Raw genomic sequence first — 15415 nt, 5'->3', positions numbered from 1 at the left:
AACTTAATTAAGCGCCTTTACCGAATGGTAAGGGCGTTTTTGTTTACTAAAAAGACCGTTTTAAGTAATTTTGTCTTTCTTTGGGATTAAATATTTATGTTATGAAGAATACGATATTCATATTATGTGTTTTGTTCGCTTCCGCGAAAGCGAAATCACAAGATAATTTTTCAGAAATACTTGCAGCCGGTGTTGATGCTGCAAATCTATACGCAAAAGATTATGCTACACCTGCAGCAGAATCTCTTACCTTTAATATAGCATCTGGATGGTACGATGATGCTCGAGTGTTGAAACCTGGTAAATTCAAAATTCAATTACGAGCGCAGGCAACATTTACCCCAGATGAGAAAAAGACGTTTTTACTGGATCCTACAGAATATGAGCGCATTATTCAAGAAAGTTATAATAATACCAATGGACCTGCAGCCAGTATTAATGTTTCGTTTGGTGATGGCTCAACAACTCCTAGGTTAATCGCAACCGCACTAGGAGAAAATGAAATGCCACAACAACTTGTTGTGGAATCTAGAGAAGCCAATACAGGAGCATTGTTACAAAGAGATGAGATTGATCTAGCTCAAGGTTTAAGTTCAGAAGGATTAGAATTTGTTCCTACTGCCTTCTTACAAGCAGGAGTAGGATTAGGCGCAGGTCTTGAACTTAAAGCCAGATTTGTTCCAAAGGTAAAAACAGATGAATTTGAAACTGGATTTTACGGTGGTGCTTTACAATGGGAGTTTACTAAACTTTTTGATAGAGAAGATGGTAATGGAGTAATTAATGGTGCTCCCATCACTATTTCGGCTCTTGTGGGCTACAGTAGGTTAGATGCTTCTTATGATTTTGAAGATGGTGCAATTGTAGATGGAAGAGATCAAAGTGTTGAAACTCAAGTCGATGTTTTTAATGTAAGTTTAATCACAGGTACAAATTGGGACGTTTTTAATTTATATGGAGGTATCAATTACATTTCTGGAAGTACAGAGACAAGACTACTAGGTGATTACACTTTTACCAGCAATACGGTTATTTTCCCTGTAAGTACCACGGTGAGTGATCCTGTGACAGTAGAGTCTGATACAACAGGGTTATTAGGAACTGTAGGTGCAAAATTAACTTTGGGAGCATTTAATTTACATGCAGATTATACCTTTGGTGAATTCAATACGGCTACTGCGTCTATTTTTGTTCGATTATAATCGTGTACCACCTACTTTTACAAGGAATTATGAACACAATTAAGTTTCATAGGTTATTTTTGTAGGACTATTGAAAAATACATTTAATTTAACTAAAATCATACATAAATGAAAGTTACCGTAGTAGGAGCTGGAGCAGTAGGTGCCAGCTGTGCAGAGTATATCGCAATTAAAAATTTTGCAAGTGAGGTAGTGTTACTTGATATTAAGGAAGGTTTTGCCGAAGGTAAAGCTATGGACTTAATGCAAACCGCATCTCTTAATAATTTTGATACAAAAATCACAGGAACTACTGGTGACTATTCAAAAACTGCAGGTAGTGATATCGCAGTAATTACTTCGGGTATTCCTAGAAAACCAGGAATGACTCGTGAGGAGTTAATCGGAATTAATGCAGGTATCGTAAAATCTGTAGCAGCTAGTCTAGTAGAACAGTCACCTAACGTAATTCTAATTGTGGTTTCTAATCCTATGGATACCATGACTTATTTAGCACACCAAGTAACTGGTCTACCTAAAAATAGAATTATAGGTATGGGTGGTGCCCTAGATAGTGCTAGATTTAAGTACCGTCTAGCTGAAGCTCTTGAAGCGCCAATAAGCGATGTTGATGGTATGGTAATCGGTGGGCACTCTGATAAAGGAATGGTTCCATTAACAAGATTAGCTACTCGTAATTCTGTGCCAGCAAGTGAATTTCTTTCTGAGGAAAGACTAGAGCAAGTTCTTCAGGATACAAAGGTAGGTGGAGCAACTCTTACAAAATTATTAGGTACTAGTGCTTGGTATGCTCCAGGTGCAGCAGTATCTGGTCTTGTGCAGGCTATCGCTTGTGATCAAAAGAAAATCTTCCCTTGTAGTGCTTTGTTAGAAGGTGAATATGGATTGTCTGATCTTTGTATAGGTGTTCCAGTTGTTTTAGGTGCAAATGGGATAGAAAAGATCGTAGAAATTGAATTGAGTGATGCAGAAAGAAGTGCATTAACTGAAAGTGCAGAAGGTGTTAAGAAAACAAATGGATTGTTGGCTTAAACTATCATTATAATATAATATAAACCGCTTCAATGTTGAAGCGGTTTTTTTATGACCATTTTTAAACTTTAAGCGATTCTTAAGTAAGGATTGATGTTGGTTTTATCGCTTTCGCGAAAGCGTACTTAACAAAGTCGTTTTTTAAATAGATTCCTTTTTTGGGATCCTAAATCTTGTGTAACCACCTTGTATGTAATGAATTACTAATAAAGTAGGTTGTGGTGAATAGCTGTTAGAGTATACTTAAATAAAGAGCTGGAAAGTGTTATATTTGGCGCGTGAGAATGAAATGGATCTTATCAATTATCGCTAGCCTATTTTTAATAGGCGCGTGTGCTTATTATTCACCAGAAGAGGTTGAGTATAAAGTGGAGATAGGATTTACTAGTAATGTTACCAGAGATTTTCAAAATGCTGTTTTTGAAGAAGTAGCACAATATTTAAAAACTACTAACGAGGACATTACACTTATTAGAAGTGGTAATTCTATCAAAATCGAGCTAAGGGGTGATTCGCAAAATGCGGAAAAGTGGCGAGCTCAAGTTGCTCAGGTGGTTCAGAATTACTTTACTATTCGATTACAAGGCTATGAGGGATCTGTAGATGTTTCTGTAGCTCAAGTTCTTGAAAATGAAATTCCATCTCCTGGTTTAGGAGATGATGTTGTAGTCTTTGAAATGAAAAACTCTTTAGAGAGAACTCCTCAAAGCGTGCTCCATGCAATTGAGTTAGAGGCAATGATTCTAAGCAGTAATTATAGATTAACAGCACATACATTTAATAATTACAATTCAGGTGTTTCGGGATCTTTTATAGATCAACTACCCGACAGTCGTGCAGGACCTATCGCATTTGTATAATCGTTTAAGCTATTACGATGATGGTAGTAATAGTTTATTCTTACCATCACTTAACAGATTAAAATCTGTTACCAATTATCAATTAATTTATAGAAATCATGCAAAACAAAGGATTGATCAGATTTTTTGCGATCATTTTTGCTGTAGTAAGTATTTACCAGCTTACCTACACATTTATTACAAACAAGGTAGAAGACGATGCAGAAGCATACGCAGCTACCGTAGTTCCAGCAGATGCTGAGAACAAATCACAACTTAAAAGCGAAGCAGTTAAAAGTTACTTAGATTCAGTAGCAAAAAAAGATGTTTGGGGTGGTTATACCGATTATGAAAGTGCCAAAAAGCAAGAGCTTAAAAAAGGTCTGGATTTAAAAGGTGGTATTAACGTAATTCTTCAAATTTCAGTAAAAGACATTCTTATCGGAATGGCAGATGAGTCAAATGACCCTGCATTTAGAAAAGCTCTTGCTGCTGCAGACGAGCGTATTAAGGATGGACAAGATGACTACATTAACTATTTCCTGGAAGAATTTAATAAGATTGAAGGAGCCCAACTAGCGTCTCCAGATATTTTTGGAACGCCAGAAATGGAAGATGCATTTGAAATTGATTTTCAATCTTCTAATGCAGATGTAGCTGCTGTGCTTAAAGAGGAATTAAAAGACTATTTAACTAGTGCTCTTGATGTAATTAGAAAACGTATTGACCAATTTGGTACTACTCAACCAAATATTCAACAACTAGGGACATCGGGTCGTGTATTAATTGAATTGCCAGGAGAAACCGATGTAAAACGTATTAAAGATATTCTTACTAAGGCTGCTCAGTTAGAATTTTGGCATGTTTACAAGCAAGGTGAGATTAGTGATTATATTGTTGCTTCTAATAATTATTGGAAAGAAAAATTAGCGGCTACTAGTAATGTAGTTGAGGCTGATGCTGTTGCTGGAGATTCAACAGTTGTTGAAGAAGAAGATCCTGCTGACTTAAGTGCACTTTTAGATGGTGATGATGAGACAAGTGAAGAGGTGGCAGAAACTAATTTAGACGAAAATCCAATTTTAGGAAGGTTAGTTCGTCCATCATTTATTGGTGGTTTAGGAGTTTTCCGCGCAAGCGATATTGATCTTATTTTAGATTATTTAAATGATCCTCAATCAAGAGCGAGACTTTCTCCTGAAACTCGTAATGCAAAATTTGCTTTTACTTTACCTACCCTTGATGAAAATCTAGGATTTGAAGTATCAGATTTATTTGCTCTTGTTGGTAACGCAGAAGATGAAGCGCCACTTGCAGGTGGTGTTATAACCGATGCTAAACAGGATTATGATCTTGGTGCAAAAGTGATCGTGAGTATGACGATGAACGGCGAAGGTTCAAAGGTTTGGGAAGAAATGACGGGATATGCCTTTAACAATCGTTCACAAGTTGCGGTTGTTTTAGACAACACCGTTTACAGTGCGCCTAGTGTAACAACAGGTCCAATCTCTGGTGGAAGTACTCAAATTTCAGGAAGCTTTACTGTTCAAGAAGCTAAAGATCTTGCTACAGTTTTAAGAGCTGGTAAATTACCTGCAAAAGCAGAAATTATTCAAAGTGATGTAATTGGACCATCATTAGGTCAAGAAGCTATTGATAGTGGTTTAATGTCATTTGCACTGGCACTTGTTTTAGTTCTTATATGGATGTTCTTCTACTATGGTAGAGCAGGTTTGTATGCAGATATAGCACTTGTGGTAAACATCTTATTCATATTTGGAGCATTAGCATCTTTAAAAGCAGTTCTTACTTTACCTGGTATCGCCGGTATCGTACTTACAATTGGTATTTCGGTTGATGCTAACGTACTTATATTTGAACGTATACGTGAAGAACTTGCTAAGGGTAAATCACAAGCCGATAGTATTAAAGATGGATTTAATAATGCATTAAGTTCCATTTTAGATGCGAACATTACTACATTGTTAACCGCTATCATACTTTACATTTTTGGAACAGGTCCTATTCAAGGATTTGCAACTACCTTAATGATTGGTATTCTTACTTCGCTATTTACAGCGGTATTTATTACTAGATTATTTGTTGATGGTTACGTTAAGAACGGTAAAACGTTAACGTTTGCATCTGGTGTAACAAAGAATTGGTTTAGAAATGTAAATATTGACTTCTTGAAGAAGAGAAAGGTAGCTTATTTAATTTCTTTGGTGGTTGTTATAGGTTCTATTGCTTCTTTGGCAATCAACAAATTAAACTTAGGAATTGATTTCTCAGGTGGTCGTACGTATGTCGTTCGATTTGATCAAGAAGTAAATGCTACTGAGATTACTAAAATATTAAGCTCAGAGGATTTCTTAGGTTCTGCCGAGGCTAAAACTTATGGTGATGCAAATCAGCTTAAAATCAGTACAAAATATGGTATTGATCAAGACGACAGTGTTATAAGTGATGAGATTGAAAACAAGTTGTATGTGGCTCTTAAAGATTTCTTACCGGCTGACATGACTCAAGCTCAATTTGCAGATGTAGGTTCTGAAGTAAAAACATCAGGAATTATGTCTAACTTCCAGGTAGGTCCTACTATCGCCGATGATATCCTTAAAGGATCTATCTATGCGATTCTAGGTTCATTGGCAGTTGTATTCTTATATATTCTAATACGTTTTAAGAGGTGGCAATTCTCTTTAGGAGCTGTTGTTGCTGTTTTCCACGATGTGGCTATAGTTCTTGGTGTATTCTCTGCGTTGTACAAGGTTTTACCTTTCAATATGGAGATCGATCAAGCATTTATTGCAGCTATTCTTACGGTAATTGGTTACTCACTTAATGATACGGTTGTAGTATTTGATAGAATTAGGGAATTTATCAATGAAAGAACTGGAATGGCATTTGGTGAAACGGTGAATAGAGCGATTAGTAGTACTATATCTCGTACATTGAATACCTCGTTAACTACTTTAATTGTACTGCTTGCTATTTTTACTTTTGGTGGTGAGTCTATTAGAGGATTTATGTTTGCTTTAATTGTAGGTGTGGTTGTAGGTACATATTCTTCTGTTTTCATTGCGACTCCGGTAATGTATGACACAATCAAGAAATCAAATGGTAAAATTGAAGCCGATAAAAAGGATGAAGAATAAATTGAATTAGATAATAGTAAGAAAAGCCTCTTAATTAATTAAGAGGCTTTTTTCTTTATATGATCAGTTCAATAGTATAACTGATCGTTGTAAATATTATGTTAATTCAATTTAGAAAAATTACTAAATAAATGCGACAAAATGATTAATTTGCAGTTTCAATACATAGTAAACCAAAACCTATGAAACTTAACATCTTAACTATTCTTGCATTTTTATTTATAAGCGTTGGGGTAAGTGCTCAGAACACCTTTATAATGAATGATGCTAATTACACTTCCTGTTCCGGAAGTTTTACCGATTCTGGTGATTTAACAGGTAATTATTCTAACGGAGAATCCTTTGTTACAACAATATGTTCTCCATTTCCATTGGACGCTATTCAAGTATCCTTTAATTCCTTTGATTTAGCCTCAGGAGATTTACTAATTATTTATGATGGAGACACCGCTACAAGTCCAATTATTGGGGTGTTTTTAGGTACTAATTCACCAGGTACGGTGATTGCTTCACCACCTGCAACAAATCCATCAGGTTGTTTAACTTTTAGATTTATATCCGATTCATCCAACACAGCTCCAGGATGGGAAGGTACTATTCAGTGTGTAACTAACTGTCAATCTATTAGTAACACCGTTACTTCTACACCTGCGCCAGACGGTGACGGTATTATTAGAGTATGTCAAGGTGATACAGTATCTTTTACTGGGACTACACAATTCAGTCAAGATAGTACTGGAGCTACCTATGAATTCAGACTTGCAGATGGAACTGTAGTTTCTGGTCAATCTGCTTCAGAGGTATATAATTCACCTGGAATTTATGAGATTGATTATGTTGCGTTTGATCAATTAGGCTGTCGTGATAGACAAACTATCGATGCAACTGTAATAGTAAGTACTACACCTGATTTTTCTGGTGTTGTAGCTGCAGATACTTCCCTTTGTTTTGGAGAGTCCACGACTATAACTGGTAACGTATCAACAACTCAATTTTTTGCTGATGTTGCTCCTCCAATAACGGGACAGACTTTTCTTCCGGACGGAAGCGGTGTAGCCTACCAAACTTGTATTGATGTTTCAGGATTTCCTGCAGGTTCTACATTTGCAAGCGCTAGTGATTTAGTAAATGTATTTATAGATATTGAGCACTCCTACATGGGTGATTTAGATATTACTTTGACGGCTCCAAACGGGTCTCAAGTAAAGTTTTTAACTTTTCCGAATTCTGGTGGTGGACGTTATCTAGGTAATGCATTAGACGATGGTACTACCACTCCAGGTGTAGGTTTTGTTTATACGTTTACTGAAGCTGCAACTCAAACTTTGGATCAATCAACTGGACCAGTTGCATTTGGAACTCCTATGCCTGCTGGTAGTTACTCTCCAGAGGATCCATTCTCTAACTTTATAGGTACTCCTCTTAATGGTCTGTGGTGCCTAGATATTGTAGATAATTTATCTATTGATAATGGATATATTTTTGAATGGGGAATTAACTTTAATCCTGCCATTATTCCAGCTGCTGGTAGTTATGAGCCTTCTGAGGTACTTACTGAATGGCAAACCAATGCAGATATCACTGCTCAAACAGGAAATGATATTACAGTAACGCCTAGCGTTGCCGGACAAAATTGTTACAGTATTGATTTTACAGATGATTTCGGATGTACTTATACAGAAACTATTTGTATAGATGTTGCTCCTGAAATTACGTCAACTACTCCTAATGATATTATAGTTTGTCAATCCTCTGGTGCTGCAACTGTTGATCTTACTGTAAGAAATACAGATGTTCTTAACGGTCTAGATGCAACTCTGTATGATGTGACTTTTTATAATTCACAAGCCGATGCAGATGCCGATTCAAATCCTATTTTAAACAGTACGGCTTATGATGTAACAACAAACGAAACTGTTTTTGTGAGAATAACTGATAATACTTCTGGCTGTTTTAATACGGAAACACTTGATGTTACCTATAACACATCAGCATTTAATTCAGTAAATGACCTTGAGGCATGTGATGACCTATCGGCAGATGGTATTGAAAATTTTGATTTAACAAGTCAAGAAGCTGGTATTCTAGGTTCTCAAGATCCTGCTGATTATGTAGTTTCTTATTTTAATACTCAAGCTGATGCTGACGCAAATACCAATGCTATCACGACGCCACAATCTTATGATAATGTTTCAAATCCAGAAACAATTTATGTAAGAGTTTCTAACGCACAGGATCAAGATTGTTATGCAACAGGTACGTTCGATCTAGTTGTTCTTGATTTGCCGAATATAGGAACAGCGTCTGATCTTACAGAGTGTGATAATGCGCCACTGGACTTAAGAACTGCATTTGTATTATCAGCTCAAGATAATGCCATTTTAAATGGTTTAAGCCCTGCTAATTATTCTGTTACGTATCACCTTTCTTTAACGGATGCCGAAGCAGGATCAGGATCATTATCAGATACAGATGATATCAATGATGGATCTACTATATACGCTAGATTAACAGATGCTAATACCGGATGTTTTAATGTTTCAACCTTTGATGTAGAAGTTGAAACATGTGAGGTGATTTTACCAGAAGGTTTCTCTCCAAATGGAGATACTATAAATGACACTTTTGTTATACCAAATATTGAACAGTTTACAAATTTTGAACTTAAGGTCTTTAACCGTTATGGTACGGTTATTTATGAAACTAGAGCTCAAAACTACCAGGAGTTTGCAGGTATACCTAATAAAGGACCGCTAGCTGGTGATGGTTTATTACCTGTAGGTACTTACTTCTATACGATTCAATTTAATGATAGCGAAGTTGAAGATGTAGCTAGGTGGTTGTACATTAATTATTAAACTTTACTTATAGATAGATTTTAAACTGTCTTTAGTCTCTCATAAAAAAACCTCTTTGAATCAATTCAAAGAGGTTTTTTTATTGACTAGAATTGAATGACTGTGTTTGATAGGATGTCAACTATAATTACTTAGTAAGTATTGAATATTTAATACGATTGTATATAAGGTGATCTCCGGCCTTCCAGTCATTTTTAGAGGTCGTTCCAGCAGGAACTTCAATTACCTTATCAATTACATAATAGCTTTGATAAATAGAATCAGAATAGGGTATAGTATTCTCATATATCTGCGTAATTGAATTGGTCGAATCTACATAAACTATGTCCAAAGGAATGGACGTATTTTTCATATAGAATCCCGCTTGATAGTTGTGCTTTAATAAAAATAGCATACCTTGATTAGGCAACAAACTATCACGCCACATCAAACCTTTGGCGATTTGAAGGTCAGTTTCTGCTATTTGAAGCTTTATAGAGCTCAAAGTATCTAACGTATTTTGATCAATTATATACGCCTTTGCTTGGTATTTGAATGTTAAATCTTCTTCAGAAAACTGTTGATTAAATGGTTTTTTACAACCTATCATACAAAATAACATTGCACTCAGGAAGATTTTGGTCTTTTTCATCAATATCTATCTATCCTTAACCAGTGTTTGCTGTGGTCTGAACATTAGGTATAAACCAATAAGGATAAAAGGAATGCTTAAAAGCTGTCCATTGTTTAAGAATATTCCAAACATTTCCCAGCCATCATGACTTGTTTGTTCTTCTTTAATATACTCTATAAAGAATCTTACTGTAAATAGCAGTACAAAGAACATTCCTAGAAGATATCCTTGTTTATTCCTTTTGTCTGTTTTCCAGTAAGTAAAGTATAAAATTATAAATACGAAAACATAACAAATAGCCTCGTACAGCTGCGCAGGATGTTTCACGGGAACTTGTTCCAGTAATGTTGCAAATTGTGGGTTGTTCACCAATTCGTCAATAGCTTTATCTCTATCTGGAATTTGGGTTTGCTGTAACAATGAGTTCATCTTATCGGTGCTCTCTCTTACAAATTTGAATCCAAAACCATTGGTTACATCACCATTTATTTCACTATTAAATAAATTACCTAATCTCACAAAAGTTCCACCAATTGCCGTAGGTATTACAATACGATCCAAAATCCAAAAAGGCGTTTTACGATTTAGATGTTTGCGACTATAAAAGTACATGGCAATGATAATTCCTAGTGCAGCACCATGACTAGCCATTCCCATGAAACCTGTGAACTCAAATTCAGGTTCAAACCTAAAAGGTAGAATTACATGTAAAAAGTCATTGAAAAACACCTTTGGTTCATAAAATAAAAAATGGCCAAACCGAGCACCCACAATACAACCTATTACTGTATACATAAATAATGGGTCCAGCTTTTCAGTGGATAGTTCCTCTCTTTTAAAAATAGGTTTAATAATATACCAGCCTAGAATAAAGGCAATAACATAACTTAAGCTATAAAAATGTAATTTAAAAAATCCTAAATCTATTCCTTCAAGTGGATTCCAGACTATGTATAATGATTGCATGTAGAATATTTTCTGGGACTAAGTTAAGGTAATCCTCTTAATTTAATGACCTTATTTCTTCCATTTGATGTTACAACCTATACTAGGTTTTTGCTCTGGTGAAACCACTTTGTTACCTAGAAGAGCATCTAGAGCTTCTCGTAATGATCTGCCAGTAAGTGGTATGCCGTTTCCAGGTCTTGAATCATCTAATTGTCCGCGGTATACAAGCTTTTCATTTCGGTCAAATACATAAATGTCAGGAGTGCAAGCAGCGTCATAATTACGAGCTACCTCTTGCGTCTCATCATACAAGTAAGGGAAAGGATAGTTTTCTCGATCTGCAACTTCTTTCATAAAATTAGGACCATCCTGTGGATAGTTTTCTATATCGTTGCTAGAAATCGCTACAAAACCAAAACCAGCAACTCGATAATCATTTGCCACACGTACTAACTCATCATTTACATGGATTACAAAAGGACAATGATTACAAATAAACATGACAACAGTCCCGTATTCTCCTTTTATGTCTGTAAAATTCATGTGATTTTCAGTTACCGTGTCTAATAAAAAGAAATCTGGTGCTTTTGTGCCCAGTGGTAACATGTTAGAAGGTGTAAGAGCCATTTGTTTTTATTTATAAGTAGTAAAGTATGTCGGTTTGTTACGCTTTCGCGAAAGCGGAATAACTACAATCCTTAAAGTAATTTATTAATATTTGTTTACAAATTTAATGGTGAATGTTAATCATTTAAACAGAATTGTTATCTCATATCTTAAAACCCTATTAAATCCCACGGGCTTGTCCTAGAACATTATTATCTTGAAAATAAAAAATGAAAAAATCATACGATACCGTAGTTGAAGCTACACAGGACTTAAAAGACAGAGGATTTTCAATAGATTTTGATCTTGTAGAAGATGGTGTTCATAGTAAGGAACTTAAAAAAGAGTGGAAAGCTGGTGAATTAGAAGTAGTGGAGTTTCATCGATTTGAAGGAATGACTAATCCTGGAGATAACATGATTTTATACGCCATTGAAACAAAGGATGATCAAAAAGGTATATTATTAGATGCTTATGGCGCAGACATCGAAATCTCACGTGAAATGATTGAAAAATTAAGAATGAATGAATAAACTTACTTGGTCTGAATTTGAAAAGGTGGATATGCGTGTAGGTACTATTATAGATGCGCAGCCTTTTCCAGAAGTTCGTAACCCAGCTTATAAGTTGTATATAGATTTTGGTGATTTAGGAGTAAAAAAAACCAGTGCTCAAATTACAAATCGTTACAAATTACAGGAGCTCATTGGTAAACAAGTGATTGCCGTTGTGAATTTCCCACCTAAACAAATCGCAAATTTTATGAGTGAATGTCTAGTGCTAGGAGTAGTAGGAGTTGATAAAGATGTAATATTACTTCAACCAGGTGCTCTTGCAAAAAATGGTGATAGAATAGGATAGAAGTGATTACCGTGTTATTGCAAGGATTATTAATTTTTAACAATTGAGGTTGAGCAAAAAATACTATAAAAATAAAACCAGGTGCCCTAAACCATGAAATTACAGCCATTAGTTTTTGGAGTTTTGATTGTTTTCTCTTCTTGTAAGGAAAGCAACATTTCTTCTCAAGAAATCACAATAAAACAGGACACTTTATTTAATAATAAACAGCTTGTATTAGATGATAGTATTCCTGTAGCTTTTCATTTTGATTATCCTGTTGGAAAACCTGACGCAATTGGTTATTATAATGCTCAACCTTTTGGAGAGAATTATCACTTAGGAGATGATTGGAATGCCGTCACTGGTGGTAATTCTGATCTAGGCGATCCTATTTTTGCCATAGGAAACGGTCAAGTGGTTGTGGCAAAGGATTATTCAGGTGGTTGGGGAAATGTTATTGTTATTAAGCACAGGCTTAAGAATGGAGCGATAATAGAATCTTTATATGCTCACTGTAGAAGAATGATGGTAAATAGAAATGATATCGTTAAAAAAGGCGAGCAAATAGGTACCATAGGTAATGTAAATGGATTGTATAAAGCGCACCTTCATTTTGAGATACGTGACAGCTTAAATATGGGAATAGGGGATGGCTATTCATCAAACAGTGAAGGCTATTTGAACCCTACCGCATTTATAAAAGGCCACAGATAAGAATTAATAAAAATATCCTTATTCACTAGATGTTTATGAATAAGGATATTTTTTTGATTTAGATTTTACTACATCTGTTCTGCAAAGAATATAGCGTTCATTAGTAATTTATTTGTACCATACCAAAATGCCCTGAATTGAGTGTTGTCTGTAAAACCAATTACATCACCACGGCCATAATTATTATGTCTAAATGGAACACTGTTTTTCAATGCTTCTAGATTAATATCACTTATATAACCACTCATTAACGGTGAATTGGTGTAAGTAATAGGGTTTCTAAAAGAATCTTTATGTGGTTCTATGAATAATCTGGTATTGCGAAACATAGGTAACTGATCATCTTTAAAACCGAAAGCAATAGGATGTGAACGATCTAATTTAGTTTCAAAAATAGCGCCACCTATATTTTGCGCACCATAAAAAGCAGATCGCTGTTCAAAAGAAATGTTTTCTGCTGGGTTCTCTGTTTTTCTGAATTCGAGCGGTAGCATTTTTGAACTACTCATCCATCGTAGGGCACTTCTATAGCCGATAAGAGTTCCTCCGTCCCGAGTCCATGCTTTTAATTGGTCTATCACCTCATTTTCTGGACTACCGTAGGTATTAGGTACGATAATGGTGTTGTATTTAGATAAGTCCCTACGATTAAGGTCATTGATGTCTATCTTAGTTAATGGGATGTCATAGCGTTGATCAAACAGATGCCATATCTCTCCTGCATCGTATGGATTTATACCATCGCCTATTAATAAAGCAACTTTAGGTAGTTTAAGCGCTCTGAATTGACGTGAGCCTAAATCAATTCCTGTAGTTAAGCCAGATTGAACTGGGTAAATGTCTACTTTATTATCTTGTTGTAATTCAAACAATAACTCAGCTAGAGCAGTTTTACTCAATGACTGATTTTGTACTGGAATTAAAATTGTTCCATAATCATAGTTGCGTCCTTCAATAGAAAAAGGTTCCATAGCAACTTTTGACCGAATACCTTTTGATAAAAGAGAGTTAAGAACCTTTGGGGTCTTGTACTCATTCCATGGCATTAGGTAGGCGTAATCTGATATTTGTATTTCATTGGTTTTGGAATTGGACATTCTATCTGCAGCATTATTTAAACTTGCATTTTCGTCATAATCCATATCAAATGCTAGTGGAAAGGTCCATGCGCTTATGTCATAGAATAAACTATCTTGAAACTGTGTACGCTTTTCAAACATCGCTTTGATTAATCGAGAGTTCTTTTGATTCTTAGGAACGATGTAAGCATATCCTTTTTTAAAGGTTTTTCCGTTTCTGTTGACGTCATTTTTAAGGCTTTTTACTTCAATTTTATGACGGCGTAAAATATCAGCAAGAGCATCAGTCCTGCCAGCGTCAGTATGATCACCGAAAATTATCGCGCCATTATCTGCTTCTTTTCGAGCGTTTGCATAAAAGTCCTTATGGTAATTTAATATCTTTTCTCGCATACTTACCGCAGCTTTCAACGTGCTTATTCCAGCTGTATATTGATTGCGCACCGTAAATGGGAATGTAAGTACACCATTTTCAGAATTTTGAGCGTGACCACGCGAGCTAGCTTGTTCAAAAAGTATTCCTATTGACCCATTTACATCTGGAAAAGTAGATCCCTTACCGTAATAAAAGTCGTCATAACTTTCTTCTGTATAATACAAGGATCCTATCTTATCTAACTCGGTAGCGTGATAATTTCCTATTTCACGAGTTAATTGCTGATTCATTGCAGGTGTTAATGGGTGCGTGCGCGATGGAATTCCCGGTTGAAAAAAAAAAGTAGCATTGGTACCCATTTCATGATGGTCGGTAAGAATGTTGGGCATCCAGTTGTGAAAAGTTTCAATACGGGCTTGTGATTCTGGAAGTTGAACTGGTAACCAGTCACGGTTCATATCAAACCAATAATGATTAGTACGTCCACCTGGCCATGCTTCACTGTATTCTCTATCATACCCATCAGGAGTTACATTTTTATTTTTGTGTTGATTTACCCAACCTGCAAAACGTTGTAAGCCATCTGGGTTAAAACTTGGGTCAAATAAAATAACCGTGTTTTTTAGGAGGTTGTTTATTTCATCACCTTGTGCAGCTGCTAGATAATAAGCTAGTAGTAAAGCTGCATTTGATCCACTAGCTTCGTTACCATGTATAGAAAAACCTTGGTAGACTACAATCGGCATGTTGCTTACATCTGCTTCATTGCTGTTGGAAAGAGCTAGGTGTTCTTTTTGAATAGTGTCTAGGTTAGCATGATTTTCAGGAGACGTTATTGTAAGTAGCAATAAAGGTCTGTCCTCAAAAGTATAACCTCGATTTTCTATGGTAATTCTATCTGATTGTTGGGCTAGTACACGCATGTATTCTACAAGTTTGTCGTGTGTCACATGCCACTTACCTGGAACATATCCTAAAACGTCTTGTGGTTTAGAGATTTTGGAATCATAAGAGATGTCTTGGGGTAAGTAATAATCTAAGGTTGGGTTGACTAGTGTAGGATTTGATTGCGCTTTCGCGAAAGCGATACTAAAAACACAGCTTAAGATAACTAGTATATGGCGAGTAATTTTCATGTGAATGGGAA

Annotated in this window: 12 protein-coding genes; 8 read left to right on the top strand and 4 right to left on the bottom strand. The window is 35.7% G+C overall.

The window, feature by feature from the left end; genetic code table 11:
- Window positions 1–101 precede the first annotated feature (101 nt).
- The 5 genes from BST93_RS13410 (at window position 102) to BST93_RS13390 (ending at window position 9089) form a co-directional block, all read left to right on the top strand.
- Window positions 102–1202, top strand: coding sequence for a DUF6588 family protein (locus BST93_RS13410; RefSeq protein WP_105019563.1), 1101 nt, complete (start codon window positions 102–104; stop codon window positions 1200–1202).
- Between the two features lie 108 nt (window positions 1203–1310).
- Window positions 1311–2234, top strand: coding sequence for a malate dehydrogenase (gene mdh / locus BST93_RS13405; protein ID WP_042277468.1), 924 nt, complete (start codon window positions 1311–1313; stop codon window positions 2232–2234).
- A gap of 284 nt (window positions 2235–2518) precedes the next feature.
- Window positions 2519–3094 carry a hypothetical protein gene (locus BST93_RS13400; protein ID WP_105019562.1) on the top strand — a complete coding sequence of 192 codons (576 nt, stop codon included), beginning with the start codon at window positions 2519–2521 and terminating at the stop codon, window positions 3092–3094.
- 98 nt (window positions 3095–3192) lie between these two features.
- A complete protein-coding gene (gene secDF, locus BST93_RS13395; protein WP_105019561.1) occupies window positions 3193–6231 on the top strand; it encodes a protein translocase subunit SecDF in 3039 nt (1012 codons plus the stop codon).
- A 182-nt stretch (window positions 6232–6413) separates the two neighbouring features.
- Window positions 6414–9089, top strand: a complete 2676-nt coding sequence (locus BST93_RS13390; RefSeq protein ID WP_105019560.1) for an FIDD domain-containing protein — start codon at window positions 6414–6416, stop codon at window positions 9087–9089.
- Window positions 9090–9216: 127 nt separating this feature from the next.
- Here the strand turns inward: BST93_RS13390 and BST93_RS13385 are convergent, their stop codons facing one another.
- The 3 genes from BST93_RS13385 to BST93_RS13375 are packed head-to-tail and all read right to left on the bottom strand — an operon-like array spanning window position 9217 to window position 11277.
- Window positions 9217–9720 carry a DUF192 domain-containing protein gene (locus BST93_RS13385; RefSeq protein ID WP_105019559.1) on the bottom strand — a complete coding sequence of 168 codons (504 nt, stop codon included), beginning with the start codon at window positions 9718–9720 and terminating at the stop codon, window positions 9217–9219.
- A gap of 6 nt (window positions 9721–9726) precedes the next feature.
- Window positions 9727–10668 (bottom strand): prolipoprotein diacylglyceryl transferase, encoded by a 942-nt coding sequence (gene lgt, locus BST93_RS13380; RefSeq protein WP_060524018.1) that lies wholly within the window; start codon window positions 10666–10668, stop codon window positions 9727–9729.
- Window positions 10669–10719: 51 nt separating this feature from the next.
- Complete coding sequence (locus tag BST93_RS13375; RefSeq protein ID WP_085775182.1) at window positions 10720–11277, bottom strand: thioredoxin family protein; 558 nt, start codon at window positions 11275–11277, stop codon at window positions 10720–10722.
- Window positions 11278–11486: 209 nt separating this feature from the next.
- On the opposite strand from BST93_RS13375, the gene BST93_RS13370 reads away from it, so the two are divergent.
- The 3 genes from BST93_RS13370 (at window position 11487) to BST93_RS13360 (ending at window position 12813) form a co-directional block, all read left to right on the top strand.
- Complete coding sequence (locus tag BST93_RS13370) at window positions 11487–11789, top strand: phosphoribosylpyrophosphate synthetase (protein ID WP_105019558.1); 303 nt, start codon at window positions 11487–11489, stop codon at window positions 11787–11789.
- On the top strand, window positions 11782–12117 hold the full coding sequence (locus tag BST93_RS13365; protein ID WP_105019557.1) for a tRNA-binding protein: 336 nt from the start codon (window positions 11782–11784) through the stop codon (window positions 12115–12117). Before BST93_RS13370 ends, BST93_RS13365 begins: the two co-directional genes overlap by 8 nt.
- 93 nt (window positions 12118–12210) lie before the next feature.
- Window positions 12211–12813 carry a M23 family metallopeptidase gene (locus tag BST93_RS13360; protein WP_105019556.1) on the top strand — a complete coding sequence of 201 codons (603 nt, stop codon included), beginning with the start codon at window positions 12211–12213 and terminating at the stop codon, window positions 12811–12813.
- Window positions 12814–12881: 68 nt separating this feature from the next.
- Here the strand turns inward: BST93_RS13360 and BST93_RS13355 are convergent, their stop codons facing one another.
- The gene (locus tag BST93_RS13355) at window positions 12882–15404 is read right to left on the bottom strand and encodes a M14 family metallopeptidase (protein WP_105019555.1); all 2523 of its coding nucleotides are present in this window, start codon (window positions 15402–15404) and stop codon (window positions 12882–12884) included.
- Between the last annotated feature and the right edge of the window lie 11 nt (window positions 15405–15415).

Origin of the sequence: Nonlabens tegetincola, assembly GCF_002954355.1 — a bacterium.
Classification (GTDB): Bacteria; Bacteroidota; Bacteroidia; order Flavobacteriales; family Flavobacteriaceae; genus Nonlabens; species Nonlabens tegetincola.
This window is presented reverse-complemented; position numbering and strand designations above follow the sequence as displayed.